Source organism: Betaproteobacteria bacterium (assembly GCA_016713305.1).
GTDB lineage: Bacteria > Pseudomonadota > Gammaproteobacteria > Burkholderiales.
In genome coordinates this window covers 1-21,301 of sequence record JADJPK010000007.1, presented here as the reverse complement: position 1 = coordinate 21,301, position 21,301 = coordinate 1, and the positions used below count along the sequence as shown (strand labels likewise).

The 21,301-nt window shown below is 66.7% G+C and carries 18 protein-coding genes and 2 pseudogenes; 10 read left to right on the top strand and 10 right to left on the bottom strand.

All coding sequences use genetic code 11. The features are described from left to right. Positions 1-30: 30 nt before the first annotated feature. Positions 31-882, top strand: a complete 852-nt coding sequence (locus IPK20_08240) for a DMT family transporter (protein MBK8016704.1) — start codon at positions 31-33, stop codon at positions 880-882. Positions 883-898: 16 nt separating this feature from the next. Here IPK20_08240 and IPK20_08235 read toward each other — a convergent pair. Next, a pseudogene (locus IPK20_08235) lies at positions 899-2,106 on the bottom strand (multidrug effflux MFS transporter). Between the two features lie 167 nt (positions 2,107-2,273). Between IPK20_08235 and IPK20_08230 the strand changes: the two are divergent. Next, positions 2,274-3,122, top strand: coding sequence for a D-hexose-6-phosphate mutarotase (locus tag IPK20_08230; GenBank protein MBK8016703.1), 849 nt, complete (start codon positions 2,274-2,276; stop codon positions 3,120-3,122). 168 nt (positions 3,123-3,290) lie between these two features. Here IPK20_08230 and IPK20_08225 read toward each other — a convergent pair whose 3' ends face one another. From IPK20_08225 to IPK20_08215, 3 genes are all read right to left on the bottom strand, one after another. After that, positions 3,291-4,907: a methyl-accepting chemotaxis protein gene (locus tag IPK20_08225; protein MBK8016702.1), complete on the bottom strand. Its 1,617-nt coding sequence runs from the start codon at positions 4,905-4,907 to the stop codon at positions 3,291-3,293. A gap of 242 nt (positions 4,908-5,149) precedes the next feature. Then, positions 5,150-6,388, bottom strand: a complete 1,239-nt coding sequence (locus IPK20_08220; protein MBK8016701.1) for a threonine ammonia-lyase — start codon at positions 6,386-6,388, stop codon at positions 5,150-5,152. 309 nt (positions 6,389-6,697) lie between these two features. After that, on the bottom strand, positions 6,698-6,901 hold the full coding sequence (locus tag IPK20_08215) for a cold-shock protein (protein MBK8016700.1): 204 nt from the start codon (positions 6,899-6,901) through the stop codon (positions 6,698-6,700). A 284-nt stretch (positions 6,902-7,185) separates the two neighbouring features. Between IPK20_08215 and IPK20_08210 the strand changes: the two genes are divergently transcribed. Beyond that, on the top strand, positions 7,186-8,463 hold the full coding sequence (locus IPK20_08210; GenBank protein MBK8016699.1) for an MFS transporter: 1,278 nt from the start codon (positions 7,186-7,188) through the stop codon (positions 8,461-8,463). Continuing rightward, a complete protein-coding gene (locus IPK20_08205; GenBank protein MBK8016698.1) occupies positions 8,381-9,316 on the top strand; it encodes an aldo/keto reductase in 936 nt (311 codons plus the stop codon). The genes IPK20_08210 and IPK20_08205 overlap by 83 nt, the downstream gene beginning before the upstream one ends. Before the next feature lie 66 nt (positions 9,317-9,382). Here IPK20_08205 and IPK20_08200 read toward each other — a convergent pair whose 3' ends face one another. The 3 genes from IPK20_08200 to pcaD form a co-directional block, all read right to left on the bottom strand. Continuing rightward, positions 9,383-10,567 (bottom strand): fumarylacetoacetate hydrolase family protein, encoded by a 1,185-nt coding sequence (locus tag IPK20_08200; protein ID MBK8016697.1) that lies wholly within the window; start codon positions 10,565-10,567, stop codon positions 9,383-9,385. A gap of 57 nt (positions 10,568-10,624) precedes the next feature. Further along, the gene (locus tag IPK20_08195) at positions 10,625-11,206 is read right to left on the bottom strand and encodes a hypothetical protein (protein MBK8016696.1); all 582 of its coding nucleotides are present in this window, start codon (positions 11,204-11,206) and stop codon (positions 10,625-10,627) included. Between the two features lie 137 nt (positions 11,207-11,343). Beyond that, a complete protein-coding gene (gene pcaD / locus IPK20_08190) occupies positions 11,344-12,126 on the bottom strand; it encodes a 3-oxoadipate enol-lactonase (GenBank protein MBK8016695.1) in 783 nt (260 codons plus the stop codon). Positions 12,127-12,207: 81 nt separating this feature from the next. Between pcaD and IPK20_08185 the strand changes: the two genes are divergently transcribed. The 4 genes and pseudogenes from IPK20_08185 (at position 12,208) to IPK20_08170 (ending at position 16,462) form a co-directional block, all read left to right on the top strand. Continuing rightward, entirely contained in the window at positions 12,208-13,167 is a 960-nt protein-coding gene (locus tag IPK20_08185) for an NAD-dependent epimerase/dehydratase family protein (protein MBK8016694.1), read from the top strand. A gap of 68 nt (positions 13,168-13,235) precedes the next feature. Further along, positions 13,236-14,238: pseudogene (locus IPK20_08180) on the top strand (FAH family protein). A 432-nt stretch (positions 14,239-14,670) separates the two neighbouring features. Beyond that, a complete protein-coding gene (locus IPK20_08175; protein ID MBK8016693.1) occupies positions 14,671-14,997 on the top strand; it encodes an NIPSNAP family protein in 327 nt (108 codons plus the stop codon). Between the two features lie 10 nt (positions 14,998-15,007). Next, positions 15,008-16,462 carry an amidase gene (locus IPK20_08170; protein MBK8016692.1) on the top strand — a complete coding sequence of 485 codons (1,455 nt, stop codon included), beginning with the start codon at positions 15,008-15,010 and terminating at the stop codon, positions 16,460-16,462. A gap of 184 nt (positions 16,463-16,646) precedes the next feature. Here the strand turns inward: IPK20_08170 and IPK20_08165 are convergent, their stop codons facing one another. After that, a complete protein-coding gene (locus IPK20_08165; GenBank protein MBK8016691.1) occupies positions 16,647-18,218 on the bottom strand; it encodes a carbonic anhydrase family protein in 1,572 nt (523 codons plus the stop codon). Positions 18,219-18,371: 153 nt separating this feature from the next. Here IPK20_08165 and IPK20_08160 point away from each other — a divergent pair, with 153 nt between their 5' ends. Then, the gene (locus tag IPK20_08160; GenBank protein ID MBK8016690.1) at positions 18,372-19,475 is read left to right on the top strand and encodes a 3-deoxy-7-phosphoheptulonate synthase; all 1,104 of its coding nucleotides are present in this window, start codon (positions 18,372-18,374) and stop codon (positions 19,473-19,475) included. An 81-nt stretch (positions 19,476-19,556) separates the two neighbouring features. Here IPK20_08160 and IPK20_08155 read toward each other — a convergent pair whose 3' ends face one another. Beyond that, a complete protein-coding gene (locus IPK20_08155; GenBank protein ID MBK8016689.1) occupies positions 19,557-19,955 on the bottom strand; it encodes a hypothetical protein in 399 nt (132 codons plus the stop codon). Positions 19,956-20,044: 89 nt separating this feature from the next. Then, positions 20,045-20,815 carry a 2-hydroxychromene-2-carboxylate isomerase gene (locus IPK20_08150; GenBank protein MBK8016688.1) on the bottom strand — a complete coding sequence of 257 codons (771 nt, stop codon included), beginning with the start codon at positions 20,813-20,815 and terminating at the stop codon, positions 20,045-20,047. 117 nt (positions 20,816-20,932) lie between these two features. Here IPK20_08150 and IPK20_08145 point away from each other — a divergent pair. Beyond that, positions 20,933-21,301, top strand: a 369-nt coding sequence (locus tag IPK20_08145; GenBank protein ID MBK8016687.1) for a hypothetical protein, incomplete at its 3' end; no start/stop codon positions are given.

Genomic DNA, 21,301 nt, shown 5'->3' with positions numbered 1-21,301 from the left:
CGCTCGGTCGACTCGCGCGCCGGCAGCCTCATGGTGCTGCTATGCGCCATCTGGGGTCTCACCCATGTCGCGGCCAAGCTCGCCGCGCCCGACGTCTCGCTCATCATGCAGGGCGGCTTGCGCGCCGCCCTCGCCGCGGTGCTGGTCGTGGCCTGGGCCGCCATGCGCGGCGAGACGCTGTTCCGCCGCGACGGAACGCTGGCCGCCGGTATCGTCGCGGGGGCGCTCTTCGCCGGCGAGTTCGTCTTCATCTATGCCGGGCTCGCACACACGGCCGCATCGCGCATGGTGGTGTTCGTCTATCTCGCGCCGGTGCTCACCGCGCTGGGCCTGCATCTGTGCGTGCCGGGCGAACAGCTGCACCGGCTGCAGTGGAGCGGCGTGCTGCTGGCCTTCCTGGGCATCGTCGCGGCGTTCGGCGAAGGGTTCGCACGCAGCCGTGCTTCGCTGTTGGGGGACGCGTTCGGGGTGGTCGCGGCCATCCTGTGGGCCGCCACGACGGTGTGGATCCGGGCCAGTTCGCTCACCCGCCTGGGCGCTTCGAAGGTGCTGCTGTATCAGCTCTCGGTGTGCACCGTGGTGATGCTCGCCGCCTCGCCCCTGCTGGGAGAGCCCGGAGTCATCCGCATGTCGCCGCTGGCGCTGGGGAGCCTCGTGTTCCAGGGGGCCGTCGTCGCATTCGCGAGCTACCTCGCCTGGTTCTGGCTGCTCACGCGATATCGCGCCGGTCCGCTGTCGATCTTCGCGTTTCTCACGCCCTTGTTCGGCGTGCTGTTCGGCGCGCTGATTCTCGGCGAATCGGTCACCCCCGCGTTCGCCGGCGCCGTCGTGCTGGTGGGAGCGGGGATCGCCCTGGTGAACCGCAAGGCACCGGGGCGCTGACCGGCCGGACGTGTCGCTACGAGGCAGCCCGGCCCTCTGCGCCGGTCATGAATCGTTGCGCGAGAAAGGCGCCGCCTCCGCAGCAGGCGATGACGATTGCCATGGGCACGGCCGTCCCGTCGTGGAAGTGGCCGACCAGGGCGCCCATGACCGTCGCGATGCCGAACTGGAGGGTCCCCATGAGCGCGGACGCGCTCCGGCGCGATCGCCGAACGGCGCCATCGCACCGGCCGCAGCATTGGGAAAGATGAATCCGAGACTCGCCACGAACGCGAACAGGCACACGGCGATGCCATGCAGCCCGCCCCACCCCGTCACGGCAGCAACGGCGAGCAGGACGCCGAAACTCGCGTTGCATGCATTTCCCCACTTCAGGAGCCGGTCGGGCGCGTGGCGGTGCAGGAGATACCGGTTGATCTGCGACGACCCGATGAGCCCGGCGGCGTTGGTACCGAAGAGCCATGCATAGCCGGAGGGCGTCAGCCCGTACACGTCGATGAACACGAACGACGAACCGGAAATGTAGGCCAGCATGCCCGAGCCGGCCAGTCCGCCGGCGAGCGTGTAGCCGACGAAGGCGCGGTGACGCAGCAGTCCCGCGTACACGTGCAGCGTGGTCCGCATCGTGGGCTTGGGCGTTCCCGCCGGCCGGGTCTCCGGCAGGCCGGTGAACGTGAGCACCCAGCAAATGGCGCCGAAGACCGCGAGCAGGAGGAAGATCGTCCGCCATCCCGCAACGCTCATCAGGGCGCTCCCGGCGAGAGGCGCCAGGATGGGCGTCATTTCCATGATGAGCATCAGCAGCGACAGCACGCGGGCCGACGACCGGTGGTCGAAGAGATCGCGCACGATGGTCCGCGAGACCACCATGCCTGCGCAGGCCCCCAGCGCCTGCACGAACCGGCACGCGATCAGCGCATCCATCGACGGTGCCAGGGAGGCGCCCGCGCTGGCGCCGAGATAGAGGACCAGCCCCGCGTACAAGGGCGGCTTGCGTCCCCAGCGGTCCATGACCGGCCCGTAGACGAGCTGACCGAGCGCGAGGCCCACGAAGAATGCCGAGAGGGTGAGCTGCGCCGCCGCCGTGGTCGATCCGAATTCCCGCGCGATGCCCGGCAGCGCGGGCAGGTACATGTCGATGGACATGGGACCGAACGCCGTGAGCACCCCGAGGATCAGGACGACCGGGGTCGTGGCGGAGCGAGGCGATGCGTGGCGGGGCATGGGAGCGGGGTTGATCGATCGGCGAGGGAAACGCGTTGCAGCCGCAGTATCGCGACGGCAGCGGGGAGCCTGACTCCGCCGGCCTGCCTTGCGGTCGCACGCATCGAGGCGTCCTTCTGCTCCGCTGCGCGAGGATCCGGCCCGTCCGATGCCGCTACACTGCGGAAATGAACGCCTCCATCGAAACTGCACAGTACCACGGGCTTCCCGCCCTGAAACTCGTCGAGCCGCACGGCGGCACGGTGCTCGTCACCGATTTCGGCGCCCACGTGGTGTCGTGGTCGCGCGCCGCGGGGGACGAACGGCTCTACATGAGCGATCGCGCCGTGTTCGACGGATCCAAACCCTTGCGTGGCGGGATTCCCGTCATCTTTCCCCAGTTCGGTCCTTCGGGTCCCGGGCTGAGACACGGCTTCGCAAGAGTGTCGCAGTGGGAACGGTCGGATCAGCGCGCGGGTGCCGACTACGCGCAGGCCACCTGGCGGCTGACGGCCCAATCCGTCGACCCGGTGTGGCCACATCCGTTCGAGCTGGAGTACACGGTCAATCTCTCCCGTGGACGGCTCGATGTGGAATTGGTGGCCCTCAATCCGGCGGGGGAGCCGATTCGCTTCACGGCGGCGCTGCACACCTACCTGGCGGTCCGGGAAGTCGAGGAAGCCTTCATCGCGGGACTGGAAGGGGTGCGGTATCAGGACCAGACGGACGGCAACCGGGAGAAGACGCAGCATGAGCGCCATCTGCGCGTGTCGGACGAGGTGGACCGGATCTACATGGAGACACCCGGGACGCTGCAGCTCGTGTCGCCGGGCCGGCCGCTCGTGGTGGAACAGGAAGGGTTCCGCGACACCGTCGTCTGGAACCCGTGGGTGGAGCGTGTGCGCGCGTTCGCCGACATGCCGCCGGACGGCTTTCGCCGCATGATCTGCATCGAGGCCGCCACCGTGGCCTCACCCGTCGAGCTGGCACCTGCCGCGCAGTGGGCCGGACGGCAGTCGCTGATCATCCCCTTCTGAATCGCATCGCCCCGTCGCGGCACAGGGACGAGCACCGCAGGCCGTCGCACACGCGGCGGCGTTTCACCGTCCAGGTCACGGGCGATGGGGCACGCATGTGAATTCCGACCGGGCCATGCCCGGTACGAACAAGGCTCGGGTCTCGCCGTCACGCGAACCCGGACCGCGTCACATCTTGCGTTCGAAGTGCTCCAGCAGCTTGTGGAGATCGCTCGTGGTCTGCGCCAGCGTCTGCACGGACGCTTCCACGGATGAAATGCTGGTCAGATTCTCTTCGGTGAGCGCGCTCATGCGCTCCATGCTCTGAGCGACTTCCTGCGAAGCGCGGGACTGCTGCTCCAGCATGGACGCGATATCGCGGGCAGACTGCCCCACGCCGCGGCTCGCCTTGTCGATGGCGCCGAGACTGTCGTTGGAATCGCGGATGAGGCCCGTGCCGCGATGCACGCCGTCCACGGCGTTTCGCATCGTCTCGATGGCCGTCGCCGTCCCCGCCTGCACTTCGGCCACGGTCGCGGCGATGTCCACGGTGCTGCTGCGAGTCCGCTCGGCGAGCTTGCGCACCTCGTCGGCCACGACAGCGAACCCCCTGCCCTGCTCGCCCGCCCGCGCCGCCTCGATGGCCGCGTTGAGCGCCAGCAGATTGGTCTGCTCCGCGATCTCCTGGATCGTGCGGGTCACCACCGAGATCTTGCCCACCGCTTCGCCCAGCGACTCGATCTGACTGCGAGCCGCATCGACCACGCGCACGACGTCGTGGGTGGCGTCCAGCGACTGCGCCATGTGGCGCGTTCCGTCGGCCACCACGTCGATCGCCATTTCGGCATGTTCGGAACTGCGCTGGGTCGCATCGGAAATCTCGTTCACCGACACGGACAGCTCCTCGAGCGCGCTTGCCACGCCGTTGATCCCGTCCGATTGGCGGCGCGAACGCTCCAGCAACTGTTCCGATTCCTGCACCAGATGGCGGCAGTCGCGCTCCACTCTCTCGGTGGACGTGACGACATCCGAGAGCACGGCTCGAAGATTCACCTTGGCGCTTCTGAGGCCCACCAGCACCTCGGCGAACTCGTGGCTTCCTTCGGGTTCGGTGTCGTGCTTCAGATCGCCTTCCGACAGGTGCCGCAGCTCGGTCTTGATCCGCGCCAGCGGCCGCGCGATCTCGTTCCAGAGCCAGGCGTATCCACCGGCGCAGGCGAGCGCCAGCCCGCCCGCCAACCCCCAGTTCCACGGTTGGGGCAACAGGGCCGCGCCCACGCCCAGGGCCGTGAGCGCAGGAAAGAAGACGGCCAGCTTGACCTTGAGCGACGTGCCGAACCGAACGGGCGTGGCCGGAATGGCCGCCCGGCCGGCACGGACCTCGGCGTACAGGGCCTCGGCCCCGCGCTTGGCCTCGTCGTTCGGCCGGCCGCGCACGGACATGTAGCCCACCAGGTTCCCATTCTCGGTGATGGGACTGACGTACGCGTCGACCCAGTAGTAGTCGCCGTTCTTGGCCCGGTTCTTCACCCGGCCACGCCAGGGAATGCCCAGGCGGATGGTGTTCCAGAGGTCCGCGAACGCCTCGCGGGGCATGTCGGGGTGGCGAACGATGTTGTGCGGCTTGCCGAGCAATTCCTCCTCGGAATAGCCGCTCATCTCCACGAACGCCCGGTTCACATAGGTGATCTTCCCCTTGAGATCCGTCTTGGTGACGATGGGGTGCTTGGGGTCGACGAAGTGTTCGACGCTTGTCGTGGGCGCCTGCATCCGGGCTTCGCGCCCGCGTGGTTGCGTGTCGGTCATCACATCCCGTCCGGTGTTCTCGTGTCTCGACACGCCTGCATCTGCCCGAGCGCTTGGGTTCGGCGCAAATGCTGACGGGCGGCGGTCGTCCTGGAACCGGGAAATGTTCCGCCCGGCTCGAGGGGGCTTTCGGCCGGGAGCAGCGAGGCTTTAGAGCTAAATCACGAAAAGCTGACGAAAATCATCGGAAATCCGCCAGCCTTGCGTTTTTCCCTGTCAATCAAGGAAATGTTTGATGAAAGTCAATTGCGCCCGGGCTCCGCGGCGACGCCTGACAGGTGCTCGACCGTCGCAGCGAAACCTTGCGCGTTCAGCGCATCCGCCACCTGCCGGGCGTGCTCGAAGCCGCGCGTTTCCAGCACGAATTCCACCTCGGCATCCTGCAGCGGCAGATCCGTGAACGCCCGCTGGTGATGGACTTCCTCGATGTTGGCGTTCGCCTCGCCGATCGCCGCCGTCACCCGCGCGAGCGACCCCGGCAGGTCGCGCAGCCTAACCTTCATCCGCGTCAGACGCCCGGTGCGGACCATTCCCCGCTGGATGACGTCCGCAAGCACGAGGGGATCGATGTTGCCGCCGCTCAGCACGAGGCCCACCTTGCGTCCTGCAAACCGGTCGCCGTGACATAGCAGCGCCGAAAGACCCACGGCGCCGGCCCCCTCCACCACCGTCTTCTCCACTTCCAGCAACAGCAGCACGGCGCGTTCGATGTCGCCTTCGTCCACCAGGAGCACATCCGCGACCAGCCGGCGGACGACCTCGGAGGTCAGCGTGCCCGGCTGCTTGACGGCGATACCGTCAGCCAGCGTGGTTGCGCCGAACGTGGCGGCCTCGCCCCGCATGGCACATCGCATGGACGGGAATCGCGCCGTCTGAACGCCGACGATCTCGATGTCCGGCCGTAGAGCTCGCGCGGCCGTGGCGATGCCCGAGATCATGCCGCCTCCACCGATGGGGACGACGAGCGTATCCAGATGCGGCACGTCATCCAGCATCTCCAGCGCGATGGTGCCCTGGCCGGCCATCACCCATTCGTCATCGTACGGGTGCACGAGCGTGAGGTGCCTTTCCTTCATCACCTCCATCGCCCGGGTCCTGGCCTCGTCGAAGTTGTCTCCGGCGAGAATGACCTCGGCCCCGTGCCCCCGCGTGTGTTCGACCTTCACCGTGGGCGTGAATCGTGGCATGACGATCACCGCGGGGATGCCCAGTCGCTTGGCGTGATACGCCACGCCCTGGGCGTGATTGCCTGCGGAAACCGCGATCACGCCGGCGGACCGTTGCGATGCATCGAGACGCAGCAGCTTGTTGAGTGCGCCTCGCTCCTTGAAGGAGGCGGTGAACTGGTGATTCTCGAACTTGAGCCACACCGTGGCACCGGTGATGGCGGACAGCGTCTTCGATTGCAGGCAGGGGGTCCGGACGATGTGGCCGCGCAGGGCCGTGGCAGCCGCCTGCACGTCAGGAAACTCGATGCTCATGGCAGGCTCCGCTGCGTGAGAAAGAACTGGGAGAGTACAGCGCGAACGCCATGCCGCCGATTCGAGGCTGTCGTCCACCTGCCCTGGTCGCGCCGATCGGGGTGCTATCGCATCGAGATTGGAAATGCAGCAGCCGGAATTGACTTGCGGGGCGCCATGAAACAAGAAACCCGCTTTCGCGGGCCCATACAACAAGAAACCCGCTTTCGCGGGTCCATACAACAAGAAACCCGCTTTCGCGGGTCCATACAACAAGAAACCCGCTTTCGCGGGTTTCCAGAGAGCACTGCCGGCAGCCCGTCGAAAGTCTTATACGGCCTGAATGTTCGACGCCTGTTTGCCCTTGGGACCGACGGTCACTTCGAAACTGACCCGTTGGCCTTCCTTGAGCGTCTTGAAGCCATTCATCTTGATGGCGGAGAAGTGCGCGAAGACGTCCTCGCTCTTGTCGTCGGGGGTGATGAAGCCGAACCCCTTGGCGTCGTTGAACCACTTTACGGTACCGGTTGCCATGTATTTCTCCTGTCTGGACTTGCGGGCTGCCACCCGTGCGCATGTTTGGGTGGCTAGAACGTACAGGGCAACTCTGCCAGCACCGACGACCACCTCTCCCCAACACGCGCGAATAATACGCGCCTGCAATCAAGACGCAAGCATTATTCGGATGATTGTTCGGAGAGTTTTACCATACCCCATAAGGGAAGTTACCGATCTCTTACATGCCGAATCTTTCGCACCGCAGCAAGTTGAGCCCGGTTCTTCCGGACGAACGAAGAACCGTTTTCGCCGCCGGCACGATGTTCTTTCTGCTGCTCTGCAGCTATTACGTCCTGCGTCCCGTACGGGACGAAATGGCCGTGCAGATGGGGACCGAATCGCTGAAGTGGCTGTTCTCGGCGACGTTCGCCGGCATGTTGTTGCTCATGCCATTGTTCGGCTGGCTGGTGTCGCGATTCCGCCGCGCCCTTCTCGTGCCGCTGGTACTGGGTTTCTTCGTCTGCCACATGCTCGCCTTTCGTGTTGCGATGCAGGAACCTTCCGAGGTGCGGCAAATCGCCGCGGTCTTCTTCGTCTGGGTGAGCGTCTTCAATCTCTTTGCCGTGTCGCTCTTCTGGAGCCTCATGGCGGATCTCTTCGATCTCGCACAGGCCGAGCGAGTCTTCGGAGTGATTGCCGTGGGAGGCACGCTGGGCGCGGTGGCCGGGCCTGCATTGACGGCAGGACTGGTCGCCACGACGGGGATTGCGGATCTGCTGCTCATCTCGGCAATGCTCCTGACCGCCGCCCTGTCGTCGAGCATTCCCCTGCTGCGCCGGCCGCCCCGGCACGGACCGCGGCCCGCCGGCGGCGAGGCCACCGGAGGATCCGCATGGGAAGGTCTGATGCTGGTGCTGCGCTCTCCCTATCTCCTGTGGTTCTGCGTGTTCCTCACTCTGCACTCCTTCGTCGGCACCGTGCTGTACTTCGAGCAGACGCGCATCGTGAAGGATGCGTTCCCCACCGCCGAAGCGCGCACGGCGTTCTTCGCCAGGGTGGATCTGGCCGTGAACGTACTGACGGCGCTTGCGCAGGTGTTCGGCCTGGCGCCGCTGGTGCGCCGGTTCGGCCTGTCGGTCGCGCTGATGCTGCTGCCGTTCCTCACCGCCCTCGGACTGATCGCCCTGGGCCTGTCTCCCGTACTGGCGGTGCTCGTGATCTTCGGCGTGCTTCGCCGGGCCGGCGAGTACGCCATCGCGCGGCCGGCCCGCGAAATGCTGTTCACCGTGCTTCCTCGTGCCGTGAAGTACAAGGCAAAGAACTTCATCGACACGGCCGTGTTCAGAGGAGCGGATGCCGTCTCGAGCTGGATCACCGATGCGCTGCGCGCCGCCGGCCATGCAGGAGGTACGCTCGCGTTCCTGACCCTGCCGGCCGCGCTGGCGGGCATCCTGATCGGCTGGCGCCTCGGACGCACACGCAGAATCCTGGACATCGAAGAGAGGGAGCGACCTCATGACACAGACGATTCCCGACCCCGGCCGGCGGCGGATGCTGAACCGGACCGCAGCACTCGCCCTGGGCCTCGCGGCCCGTGACACCCGGAGCCAGACAAGGATGCAGACCATCGCCCGCCGCGCCATTCCCTCCTCTTCGGAGATGCTGCCCATGATCGGCCTGGGCACCTACCAGGTGTTCGACGTGGACGCCAATGCGCAGGACCTGGCGCCGCTGGAGGACGTGATGCGCGCCTTCGTCGCGCATGGCGCCTCGGTGGTGGACAGCTCCCCCATGTACGGCAACGCCGAATCCATCGCAGGAGAACTGTCGGCCCGGCTGGATCTGCGCAAGCAGCTGTTCCTCGCGACCAAGGTCTGGACCACCGGCAAGGACGCGGGCATCGCGCAGATGGAACAGTCGTTCCGCCGGATGCGCACCGACCGCATGGACCTCATGCAGGTGCACAACCTGCAGGACTGGCGCACGCATCTCGAAACGCTTGAGGCGTGGAAAGCGAAGGGCCGCGTGCGCTATCTGGGCATCACCCACTACCACTCGGGCGCCTATGCCGAGCTGGAGCGGCTGCTGCGCATGCGGGTCTGGGACTTCGTCCAGCTCAACTTCTCGCTGGCCGAACGGGACGCTCAGGACCGGCTGCTTCCTCTGGCGGCGGAACTGGGCGTGGCAGTGATCGTCAACCGGCCGTTCGCGCAGGGATCCCTCTTCTCCCGCGTGCGCGGCAAGCCGCTGCCGGAGTGGGCCAGCCAGTTCGACTGCACGTCCTGGGCGCAGTACTTCCTGAAGTGGATCGTGTCCCACCCTGCCGTGACGTGCGTGATCCCGGCATCGAGAAAGAAGGAACACACCGAGGACAACCTGCGGGCAGGCCTTGGACGCCTGCCCGATGCCGCCACGCGTCAGCGCATGGCGGAGTGGTTCGACGGCCTTTGAGGAAGGTCTGGCGCCACCGGCCAGACCTCCGTGGCGACCGCCTGCATGGATCGGCCCTTCCCCGGATCAGATGAGGCCGCGGTCGGCGAGATTGCGCATCAGCGCCCCGACGCCGTAAGTCCAGGGCGGGATGCGGTGGCAGTAGTTGACGCGGTTGACCAGCGTTCCGAGATCGGCCGAGCGAACGGTGACCACGTCACCCACCCGGTGCGTGAATCCCCGGCCCGGGGCCTCGCGGTCCTGAGTGGGCGCGAAGGCGGTTCCGAGGAACAGCATGAGGCCGTCCGGATACTGATGATTGAGTCCGATGGCCTGCGAGGCCAGATCCGCCGGGTCCCGGCTGATCTGCGTGAGCGAATAGCGCCCCTGCACGTGGAAGCCCTCCGGCCCGGCCACTTCCACCTCGATGTTCTGCCCGCGCAGACGGTCGAGCGTGAACTTGCCGTCGAGCAGGCGGATGAACGGGCCGATCGCGCAGCTTGCATTGTTGTCCTTGGCCCGGCCCAGCAGCAGCGCACTGCGCCCTTCCCAGTCCCGCAGATTCACGTCGTTGCCGAGCGCGGCACCGACAATGGCGCCGCGCGAATTCACGGCCAGCACGATCTCCGGTTCCGGGTTGTTCCAGGACGACGCCTCGAGAATCCCGATCTCCGCACCGACGCCCACGGCGGATAGCGGCTGCGACTTGTTGAAGACCTCGGCATCGGGCCCGATGCCCACCTCCAGATACTGCGACCACAGGTTGCGCTCCACGAGCAGCGCCTTCACCCGCGCGGCTTCGGCAGAGCCCGGCTTCACGCTCGAGAGCGACGCGCCGATCTCGCGCCCCAACGTGCCGCGGATGTCCTCCGCCGCCGCGGGATCGCCCTTGGCGTGTTCTTCGATCACGCGCTCCAGCATGCTCGCCACGAAGGTGACGCCGCACGCGCGGATCGCCTGCAGATCGCAAGGCGCCAGAAAGTACGGCAGGTCGGGATGGTGGCGATCGGCGGACGAGTTCGCCAGAATCGGCCCCACCTCGCCGATGGCGGCACTTCTCCCGGACGCGATGGCGTCCCTCACCAGCGCCGCGGGTTCGTCCGCATCGAGCAGGTCGGCGCACGTGGGCGCCACGCCCGTGAGATCGTGGACGCGCCCGCCCGACACGGCCACCACGCTGGGGCCTGCCTGCGGTCCGGGCATCCAGACACGCCCCACGAGAAGGGCGTCACCGCTGTCGGTCGGAAGGATCCTGCTTGCGTCGAGTTCCATGCGAATGTCTCCGGACATTGGGGGGCCGGCACGTTCGTCCGGCGGAATCTGCCTGGGTTATCTGCCCGAGCGTTCGACCATGAAGGCGTACTCGGGGCGGCACGACGGAACGCACATGAAGCCCCAGTACTTCTCCTCGCGCTCCTTGGGAAAGTAGATCTCCATCGTGTGGCCGTGACTGTTGACGGCCGTGAGCTTGACGACCTCCGCCGGAACGGTCTCGAAGTAGAAGCGGTACGTCGCGGATTCCTGCAGCCTCTGGTGGGCCGCGGCAATCGCTTCTCCGCCGAGAGGTTCCACCTGGAACTGCGTGAAGTACTTCTTTCCCATCACCTGCCGCGACGCGTCGGGCGCCCAGGAAGGCGCCTCGGGACGCACCGTCCAGCTCGCCGGATAACGCCAGCGCCAGCCCTTGGCCGCGACCAGCTTCTGACCTTCGGCCGAGCATTCGACCTGCACGTATTCGGCCACGGGCTTCGGCACGGCTGTCAGCGCATCGGCCGGCAGTCGATCGCAGTCGAGGAACAGGCCATCGTCGTGATCGCTGTCGTTGTCTCCCTGGTGGGCCCAGGCCTGCAGGGGCCCGATGCAGGCCAGGATGGTCAAGGATGAAAGGAGCTTCATGGTGTGCCGGTTCAAGATGCGTCTCGATTCGAGGAAGCCCGGATCGGTTCGCGCGGTGGTGACGCGCGTGGAACGGGGGCTGCCGGATTGTAGGAGGAAGCCTCGCGCCGATCCTGCCGGAGGTTGCGGCGGACCGGCAAGACGGCAGCGGTTCATCTGTGCTTCAGGAACTGCCCCAGCATCGCGTTGAAGACCTCGGGCTGCTCCAGATTCGACAGGTGCGCCGCCTGCGGTATCACGCCCAGCTGCGCACCGGGAATCGCCTTCTGGATGTCCCGCGACATCTCCACCGGCGTGCTCGGGTCCTGGTCGCCGACGATCACCAGCGTGGGCACGTCGATGGCGCCGAGCTTCGAGGTGATGTCGATCTTGGGGATGGCGTGGCAGCAGCCCGCGTAGCCTTCCACGGGAGTCGCGCTGATGAGACCGCCGATGCGTTGCACGAGATCAGGACGCGACTTGCGCGTGGGCTCGGTGAACCAGCGTTCCAGCGTGGAATCCACCAGGGCGCCCATGCCCTGCGTCCGCGCCATGTTGACCCGCTGCTCCCACACCGGCCCCACCGCCGGCGGAAAGCGGCTGGTCGTGTCGCAGAGGATGAGGCTGCTGAAGCGCCCGGGGTGCCGCAGCGCGTGCGTCATGCCGATCATCCCGCCCATGGACAGCCCCATGAAGTGGCACGTGTTGATGCCCAGCGCGTCCAGCATTCCCTGAAGGTCGTCCGCCAGCATGTCGAGGCTGTACTCGCCCGCCGGAGCGTCGGTCTTGCCGTGACCGCGCGTGTCGAAATTGACGATGCGGAAACGGTCACTGAATGCATTGACCTGCTCGTTCCACATCTGCGTGGAGCAGGCGAGCGAATGGCTCAGCACGAGCCAGGGGCCGCTCCCCTGCATTTCGTAGTGAATCCGGATGCCGTTGGCTTCTACATGCATGCTGTTCCTCCCATCGGGATTTGATCCGCAGCGCGGTTCCACGGAGTATACGGGCCTCGTCGATCCCTCCGGGGGAACTCCATGCCCGCCAGCAACGAGCCGTCGCACGTCGTGTTCGGCGCAGGTCCGCTGGGCTTCGCCGTCGCGCGCGAACTGAGCCGCCTCAAGCGTCCCGTGCGCCTGGTCAGCCGTTCAGGCAAACCGCGCCAGCCGCTGGACGCGGGAATCGCGATGGAATCCGCCGACGTCACGGACGCCGCGCGCTGCCGCGAAGTCTGCCAAGGCGCGCAAGCCGTCTACCACTGCATCGGATTGCCCTACCCGCGCTGGCGCGAGTTCCCCGCCCTCATGAACGGCGTCATCGAAGGCGCGGCCGCCGCCGGTGCGCGGATCGTCTATGGCGACAACGTCTACTCATATGGCGCCGTGTCGGGTCCCATGCGGGAAGGCCTGCCCGAGACAGCCACCACCGTGAAGGGCCGCATCCGCGCCGAAGTGGCTGGCGCTCTCATGGACAGCCACCGGGCCGGCAAGGTGAGCGCCGTCATCGGCCGCGCGTCGGACTTCTTCGGCCCTGGAGTGACGGACGCGTCGATGCTGGGAAGTCGTGTCTTCCAGCGTCTGCTCGAACGCAAGGCGGCGCAGGTCGTGGGCAATCCGTCCCGCCTGCACTCGTACACCTACCTGCCCGATTTCGCGCTGGCGTTGATCGCCCTGGCGGATCGAGACGAAGCCGCCGGAAGCATCTGGCACGTGCCCAATGCGCCGGCGGTGAGCACGAAGGAACTCATCCGCCAGATCGCTGCGATCTGCGAAGTGCCGCCCCGGCTGTCGGCTGCGCCGTCCTGGGTGGTGAGCCTGCTGGGAATGTTCGATCCGCAGCTGCGCGAACTGCGCGAGATGCTCTACGAGTTCGACTCGGACTTCGTGGTGGACTCGTCGCGATTCGAGGCGGCGTTCGGCATCCAGGCCACACCGTTCGAGCGATCCCTGCGCGAGACCGTGACGTGGTGGAAGTCGCATCGTCCGGCCCGCACCTGACGGGTTGGCGCCCGGCGCGGGTCTACAATGCCCCAGGAAAAAACCAGCACCGTGTCGGAGGAGGAAAGGTGAGACTCGTACAGTGGATGGATGCCGCAGGCACGCGGCGTGTGGGACGCGTCGGCGGCAGTGATGACCGGCTCGAGATCGTCGATGGCACCGACCGCGTCTACCACCTGGCCCGCGAGGCGGCGCGCACGGGAACCGCGCTCAAGGACATCGTGAATGCCCGGGCGTCCGGGAAGTTCGCAGACTACGACGAGATCGTCGCGAACGGGCGCCTGCTGCCACCGCTGGATCATCCGGACCCCACGCGCTGGCTCGTCACCGGCACCGGGCTGTCGCATCTGGGCAGTGCGGCAGCGCGTGATTCGATGCACGCCAAGATCCAGCAGTCCGAGGACCAGCTCACCGACTCCATGAAGATGTTCAAGTGGGGCGTGGAAGGCGGGCGCCCCGCGACGGGCGAGATCGGCACGCCGCCGGAGTGGTTCTACTAAGGGCGACGGGCGGTGGATCGTCGCTCCAGAACAGGCGCTCGAACTGCCGGCCTTCGCCAGGGACGGCGGCGAGGAAGTCGAGGTCTGCGGCCTGTACATCGTCGGCGACGACGGCACGCCGCTGCGCGTGGGCTTCGCCCTGGCCAATGAATACTCCGATCACGTGACCGAGCGCCAGAACTACCTGTACCTCGCGCATTCGAAACTGCGCGAGAGCAGCTACGGCCCCGAACTCCTTCTGGGCGATCTGCCGGCGAGCGTGCAGGGCACGGCGCGGCTGCTGCGCGGCGGCGAAGCCATCTGGTCGTCGGAGTGGCTCTCGGGCGAAGAGAACATGTGCCACACGGTCGCGAACCTCGAGCACCACCACTTCAAGTACCGCCAGTTCCGCACGCCGGGCGACGTGCACGTGCATTACTTCGGCGCCGCCACGGGCAGCTTCACGCAGAAGGTGGAGACGCGGCTTGGGGACGTGTTCGAGATCTCGGCAGAAGGGTTCGGCAGGCCGTTGCGCAACACGCTCGGTGCGGCGCGGGAACCGCTGCGGCACGTGGCGGTACGAGCGCTGTAGGAAGCAGGTCCCTTCCTCACACGGTGACAAGAGCGTTGCAACCATCAGGTCCCTTCCCCTTCAGGGGAAGGACAGGATGGGGGTGGTAGTACAGAGGCGTCGATCCGGACATGCAAGAAACAGGTCCCTTCCTCCGCCATGATACGAGGCCTGCAACCGAGGTCCCTTCCCCTTCAGGGGGAAGGACAGGATGGGGGTGGGTGAAGAGGCGTCGATCCGAGCATGCGCAAACAGGTCCCTTCCCCTCGCCACGATACGAGCACTGCAACCAGCAGGTCCCTTCCCCTTCAGGGGAAGGACAGGATGGGGTGGGTGTACAGAGGCGTCGATCCGGTCCAGCATCTCCAATGCCGCTCTGCTTCCATCCCCTTTCGATCAACGTCGATTCGATCCCTTTCACTGAACCGACATCAACTTCGCGAGACCCTGAAAATGATCCACGAACTTCGCATCTACCACTGCATGCCCGGCCGCCTGCCCGATCTCAACAAGCGGTTCGAAACCATCACTCTCAAGCTGTGGGAAAAGCACGGCATCCGCCAGACCGGCTTCTGGACCGTACTGGTGGGCGACTCCAACATGGACCTCTACTACCTGCTCGAGTGGAAGGACCTCGCCGAGCGCGAGCGCCTCTGGAATGCCTTCGCGGCCGACCCCGAGTGGATCGAGAAGCGCGCCGAGACCGAGCGCAACGGCCCGCTCGTCGCCCGCATCACCAACCTGTTCCTGCAGCCGACCTCCTACTCGAAGATAAAGTGACCTACGAGCGATGAACCCCGCCTTCCTCCCCGCACACCGCCTCGCGCGCCTCATCCGCACCGGCAAGATCGGCGCGCTCGAGCTGCTCGATCACTACCTCGACCGCGTGTCCCGCTTCGACGGCGAATTGAAAGCCCTCTGCGTGCTGGACACGGACACCGCGCGAAAGCGCGCCCGCGCCGCGGACCGGGCGGCGGCCAAGGGACAGTGGTGGGGGCCGCTCCACGGCGTCCCCATGACCGTCAAGGAAGCCTTCGACGTGAGCGGCCTGCCCACCACCTGGGGCGTGCCGGACCTGCGGGACAACATCGCGACGGGCAACGCCGTCGCGGTGGACCGCTTGCTCGGTGCCGGCGCGGTCATCTTCGGCAAGTCCAACGTTCCGACGATGCTGGCCGACTGGCAGACATTCAATCCGGTGTACGGCACCACGAGCAATCCGTGGAACCTCGCGCGCGTGCCCGGCGGTTCGTCGGGAGGTGCAGCCGCCGCGCTGGCCGCTGGTCTCACCGGCCTGGAACTGGGCAGCGACATCGGCGGTTCCATCCGCAACCCGGCGCACTACTGCGGCGTCTACGGCCACAAGCCGACCTACGGCATCTGCACCGGAGACGGCCACCGCATTCCGCGCTGGGTCACCGGGAACGACATCGCCGTCATCGGGCCGCTCGCGCGCAGCGCCCGCGATCTCGAGCTGTCGTTGAAGTTGATCGCCGGCCCCAACGCCCACGATGGCAGCGCATGGAAGGTGACGCTGCCCAAGGCGCCGGTCAAGCCGTGGAAGAAGTGGCGGATCGCCGTGCTGCCCACTGCGGACACCGCGCCGGTCGACGATGCCGTGCAGAAACAGATCCGTGCCGTGGCCGACTGCGCCCGCCGCCTGGGCGCGAAAGTGTCCGACACCGCGCGCCCTGGCTTCGACCTCCACGAGGCGCATCGCGTGTTCATCCGGCTGCTACGGGCAGCAACGTCCCGCGCGGCCTCGGACGAGGCCTTCGCCAACTTCGTCCGGCGCGCGGGCAAGGTGCGGCCGGATGCCGGCGACTACGAATCCTGGATGCTCAAAGGCGTGACGGTCACGCATCGCGAATGGCTCGCATGCGACGAAGCGCGCCATCGCATGCTCGAACAGTGGACCGAGTTCTTTCGCGACTGGGATGTCCTGCTGTGTCCGGCCGGCGCATCGACCGCGTTCGAACACAACCAGAAGGGCGAGCGCTGGGAACGGATGGTCCCGGTCAACGGCGCGGGTCAGCCCTCGACGACGCAGATGTTCTGGGCAGGCCTGTCGGGCATGGCCTACCTGCCCTCGACGGTCGCCCCAGCCGGACAGGCCGCGGACGGGCTCCCCGTGGGCGTGCAGATCGTCGGGCCGCAGTACGGCGATCTCACCTGCATCGAGTTCGCGAAGATGCTGGAAAAGGAATTCGGCGGGTTCGTTCCGCCGCCTGCCTACGCGGCATAGCGAACAGCTTGGCCGGGCGCGCAGTCACAAGGATCGAGGCAGCGCCTCGTTGTTCGGACGCCGCCGCTGCGGTCGATCGCGAAAGCAAGGCCGCGGCGTTGTCGCATCGTCGCAGCCACGAACCTCGAGCGGACCGGACGCGAGGCGCTTTGCCCCGGAGCTGTTTCTGCCCGAGCCGCTTTCCCTACAGCACTTCCTTCACCAGCCGCCCGTTCGTGGCCTGCACCGGACGGGCGTTCATCTCGTACACGCGCCCGAACGTCTGCACCTGGGTGCGCGACACCTGCACCGGCGTGCGCATCACGATCCAGCGCACGCCTTCCGTGCACGGCGGCGTGGTGAGCGACCCCATGTACGTGTAGTAGCCGCGGATCTTCGGCAGAAGATTCGTGGCGTCGATCTTCACGCTCTCCAGCCGTTCCTCCATGTCCACGTCCAGCGGCAGATTGTTCCAGAGCGTCTTGATGAAGGGGTTCTCGTCGCCCGTCATCATCAGTACCGCGACCACCGCCAGCTTGCCGTCCGTCGACTTGTGCACCAGGTGCGCCACCATGTCGAACGCACGCCCGTTCACGCGTTCCTCCGCGGGGCGGTGGAAGTGGAACTGGATCAGCGCATACGTCGTCTCGCCAATGGTGATGCTGCTGCCCGGCTCGTACTTCACTTCGATCGTGTGCCCGTTGTTCACCACGCGCAGGCCCGACGGCTTGTAGTTGAACACGATGGGCTCGAGCTGCGACCGCACGCCATCGCGGATGTCGATGGGCGACTGGCGCTTGCCTTCCGCGCAGGCCGCGAACTCCGGCGACAGCTTGTGCCACTGCTGCACGCCATTGGTGCCGGCATACGACCAGTGGACCTTCTTCTTGTCGTGGCCGTCCTTGTCGGCGCCGGCATGTTCGTCCGCGGGCCTGGCTTCGGCCGTCTTCTCTCCAGGCTTGCCGTGCGCGGCCGCGGCGTTCTTGTCCTTGGGCGTCTCGTGCCCGGGCGGGGGACCCTTGCCTTCCACCGGCTTGTGCCCCTGCGAGGCCGCAGCCGTCTTCGGAGTGTCCTTCTTCTCCGCAGCGGCCTTGTCGCCCTCCGCCTTTGCCGGTTCCGCCTTGGCGGCCTTGCCGTCGGCAGGCTTGGCCTCCGCAGCCTTGGGTGGCGCTTCCTTCCCGTCGGGCTCCTTGGCGTTCGCCGTCCTGGGCGCCGCCGGCTTCTCGCCTTGTCCCTTGTCCGCGGCCTTGGCCTGTTCCGCGGCGGACTTGTCTTCCTTGGCCGCCTCGGCCTTCGACCCTGCCGGGGCCGATGCCTTGGCCGACGCGACCGGCAACGGCTGCCCCACCGGAACCGCCGGTTTGGCCGCCAGGGATTTCTCGGGCGGCGGCTTGACCTTGCACACCATGTCCAGCATCCGGTCGCGTGGGGTGTCCGGCACCACGGGCTGGGGCAGTTCCGCCCCTTCCACGTTCTGCCGCAGGATCTCCGGGCCGTCGGACTGGGAGAACGACCGCACCACCGGCACGACCGTCCGGCGGGCGCAGTCGTAGCGCACCAGCGTCCGGGCGACCCGAAATTCCACGTCGCCGGCCGCCGCCGGCGCACGTCCCGGCTCGTAGGTGGTCCGGTCCCAGGCGGTTCCCCAATCGCCCTGACGGACGATGGACCCCCGGTCCAGCTCCAGTTTTTCCCGGGCGAAGTTGGAGATGGGAACCCAGTCCGCCCCGAAAGCGCCGAGGGCGGGAAGCGAGAGCAGCAGTGCAGTGAGACGCATCGTGAACGCAGCGAAAAGACAAGGCCTGTCGGTCTTATCGGCCGTGCCGGGAGACGATTGAGCCATTCGTTGCTTCCGGCCCGGCAGGGGCGTCACGTAAAATCGGCCAAAAACCGCCCTCCGGGCGGCCGCCAATGCCACAGAGGTCCAGTCATGGAAGAGAAACGGGTCTACAACATCAACGTGGCGTCGCAGGATGTCCTGCCGTCGCCGGAAGAAATCAAGCAGCGCGTGCCCCTGACGGAGCGCGCCGAGCGCACCGTTCTCGAAGGCCGCCACGTCACCGAGCGCATTCTCGACCGCCAGGATCACCGCCTGCTCGTCGTCGTGGGCCCCTGCTCCATCCACGACCCGGTCGCCGCCATCGACTACGCCCGCCGCCTGAAGGCGCTTTCGGACGAAGTCTCCGACACCCTCTACATCGTCATGCGCGTCTACTTCGAGAAGCCTCGGACGACCACGGGCTGGAAGGGGTTGATCAACGACCCGCACATGAACGACTCGTTCGAGATCGAGCACGGCCTGCAGCTCGCCCGCAAGGTGCTGCTGGACATCAACGAACTGGGCCTGCCCGCCGGCACCGAAGCCCTGGACCCCATCAGCCCGCAGTACCTGGGCGACCTGGTCACCTGGAGCGCCATCGGGGCCCGCACGACCGAATCCCAGACCCACCGCGAAATGGCCAGCGGGCTGTCCACGCCCGTGGGCTTCAAGAACGGCACGGACGGCGGCCTGACGGTGGCGGTGAACGCCCTCCTGTCCGTGTCCCGCCCCCACAGCTTTCTCGGCATCAACCCCCGCGGCCAGGTCGCGATCATCCGCACCACGGGCAACCGCTACGGCCACATCGTGCTGCGCGGCGGCTCCAAGGGACCGAACTACGACTCCGTCACCGTGGCCCTGGTGGAGAAGGAACTCGCCAAGAGCAAGCTGCCGGCGAACATCATGATCGACTGCAGCCACGCCAACTCGAACAAGGACCCCGCGCTGCAGCCCCTGGTGATGCACGATCTCGCCGGGCAGATCGTGGAAGGCAACCGCTCCATCATCGGGGCCATGATCGAAAGCAACCTGCACTTCGGCAACCAGTCCATCCCCGCGGACCTCTCCCAGCTCAAGTACGGCGTGTCGGTGACCGACGGCTGCCTGGAATGGGAAGGCACGGAGAAGGTCCTGCGCGAAGTGCGCAACAAGCTGAAGGACGTGCTGCCCGCGCGCATCCAGCATCGCGACGCGGAAGTGGTGAACCTGCGGTAGTTCTGCGGGGAAATTCCGGGGCCGGATCCGGGCGGCGTCGCGCCCGGGGCCGGTCGCGCGGCAATGCTCAGTGGTGGGCCGTCACTCGCAACCCATGATGCCGCAGTAGTCTTCTTCCTCGATGCGGTCCGCCCATTCGCGAGCGGCGTTCATGGAAATCTTGACGGCCTTCAGCACCACCTTGCAACCCAGCTCGGTGTCTTCGCCCAGCGCGTCGCGTCCCGCCTTCTGACGTTCCGAGATCACCTCCCGCTCGACGTCCAACCACTTGGCCGCGGCATCGAAGTTCTTGTTCCAGATGTGGTCATGCTTCTCGATCACCTCGGGCTTCGCCTCGCAGCGCTCGAGCGCCTCCTGAAACTGCGAGGTCCTGAAGGCGAGCTTGTAGATCTCCTTGCGGGTGGATTCGGCCTGGAAATCTTCGCAAGCGGAAAGCGATAGGGCGGCACAAGCCGCCAGCACAGCGCGCGGAAACCTCATGGGGCATCGGGGAAATTTCGGGTGCCCCCTGTTATCGGCACCGGTCCGCGGGGCTGGAGAGCGGGAAGACGGGCAAGAAACCGCGGGCCTCAGCCCGGTGTCAGCCGGCTCTTGGCCACCGGAAGCGCGTCCACCCGCGCCATCTCTGCGCTGCCCATGACCGGGGCGCCGCTCAGGTGATCGAGCAACATGTCCGTGGCGTCCACGCCCCAGAACGATTCTCCGTCCGGCGCCACGAACGTCGGCACGCCGAAGACGTTGCGCGACAGCGCCCGTTCTCCGTTCATGCGCAGACCGTCCTTGACCGTCTGCCTGCCGATGAACTCGTCGCCATCCGCCACGCCCAGTTCCGTGCAGAGCGCGCGCCACGCCTCGGGATCGTCCGAAGTCCGGCCTTCCGCCCACACGAAGCGGAACACCCGACTCACCACGTCCGCGCGGCCATCGAACGCCACCATCAAGCGCAGCAGGCGGATCGGATTGAACGGATGGCCGGGCGGCAGACGAAACGGGATGCCCATCCTGTCGGCGTACCAGACCGCATAGCGGAACGTGAACCGGCGCTTCGGCGCGATCTCCGCCGGACCCAGCTGCCCCCAGTGCTGCAGCAGACCGGCAAAGAGCACCGGCACGCGGCGCACATCCGCCACGGCCTCCACCTCGTTCAGGCGTTCGTGCTGGAAATAGGAAAAAGGCGAGATGACGTCGAAGTACCCAGTCGAGCTGAGGTTTGGCGGGCATGGCGTGCTGCAGTGAGACGAATGAATCGAGGCCGGCGCGGCGCCTGACGACCGAAGCGGGAAAGTCCACGGGGGTACAGCTGGAGGATAACCCCAGACATATGCGATGCGGCATAGCACGATCGTGCGGGCCTCGCGTCGTTGACAACGGGAACCGCGCGACGATATTCCGTGCATCCGGCCAGCTGAGACCTGCTCGCGAACACAGCAACAACCGGCTCTTCCAGGCACTGCTGGTTGCCTGCATTCCTGACCGCCTTCCTGGGCGCGTGCTCGACGACCAAGCCCGCAGCCTCGCAACTCGAGCGCATCGCCAAGGACTGGGCGCTGGGCATCCGCGCGAGCCAGGTGATCCCGGTCTACCCGCTCACCGAGGACCTCCAGCCCGGCGACGTCTTCCTCGTGCAGACGCCCGTGGAGGAGCAGACCCGCCTGTATCTGGAGAAAGGCTTTCTCCCGCTCGAGAACCTCGTCACCCGCCTGCGGGTGAGCGGCTATCAGGACTTCTACGTTGGCTGGCCCGGAGGTCGAGGACGGCGCACCGCTCCCGCCCTGCCGCTGGTAGTTTCCCGGGCGGACGCCGGACTTCTCCGCGCGCCGCTGGCG

Coding starts and splice junctions, on each gene's coding strand:
- IPK20_08155 (MBK8016689.1), bottom strand. CDS start 19,955: ATGAGGTTTCCGCGCGCTGTGCTGGCGGCTTGTGCCGCCCTATCGCTT.
- IPK20_08175 (MBK8016693.1), top strand. CDS start 14,671: ATGATCCACGAACTTCGCATCTACCACTGCATGCCCGGCCGCCTGCCC.
- IPK20_08240 (MBK8016704.1), top strand. CDS start 31: ATGGTGCTGCTATGCGCCATCTGGGGTCTCACCCATGTCGCGGCCAAG.
- IPK20_08220 (MBK8016701.1), bottom strand. CDS start 6,388: ATGAGCATCGAGTTTCCTGACGTGCAGGCGGCTGCCACGGCCCTGCGC.
- IPK20_08165 (MBK8016691.1), bottom strand. CDS start 18,218: ATGCGTCTCACTGCACTGCTGCTCTCGCTTCCCGCCCTCGGCGCTTTC.
- IPK20_08210 (MBK8016699.1), top strand. CDS start 7,186: ATGTTCTTTCTGCTGCTCTGCAGCTATTACGTCCTGCGTCCCGTACGG.
- IPK20_08200 (MBK8016697.1), bottom strand. CDS start 10,567: ATGGAACTCGACGCAAGCAGGATCCTTCCGACCGACAGCGGTGACGCC.
- IPK20_08215 (MBK8016700.1), bottom strand. CDS start 6,901: ATGGCAACCGGTACCGTAAAGTGGTTCAACGACGCCAAGGGGTTCGGC.
- IPK20_08170 (MBK8016692.1), top strand. CDS start 15,008: ATGAACCCCGCCTTCCTCCCCGCACACCGCCTCGCGCGCCTCATCCGC.
- IPK20_08185 (MBK8016694.1), top strand. CDS start 12,208: ATGCCCGCCAGCAACGAGCCGTCGCACGTCGTGTTCGGCGCAGGTCCG.
- IPK20_08225 (MBK8016702.1), bottom strand. CDS start 4,907: ATGACCGACACGCAACCACGCGGGCGCGAAGCCCGGATGCAGGCGCCC.
- IPK20_08205 (MBK8016698.1), top strand. CDS start 8,381: ATGACACAGACGATTCCCGACCCCGGCCGGCGGCGGATGCTGAACCGG.
- IPK20_08160 (MBK8016690.1), top strand. CDS start 18,372: ATGGAAGAGAAACGGGTCTACAACATCAACGTGGCGTCGCAGGATGTC.
- IPK20_08230 (MBK8016703.1), top strand. CDS start 2,274: ATGAACGCCTCCATCGAAACTGCACAGTACCACGGGCTTCCCGCCCTG.
- pcaD (MBK8016695.1), bottom strand. CDS start 12,126: ATGCATGTAGAAGCCAACGGCATCCGGATTCACTACGAAATGCAGGGG.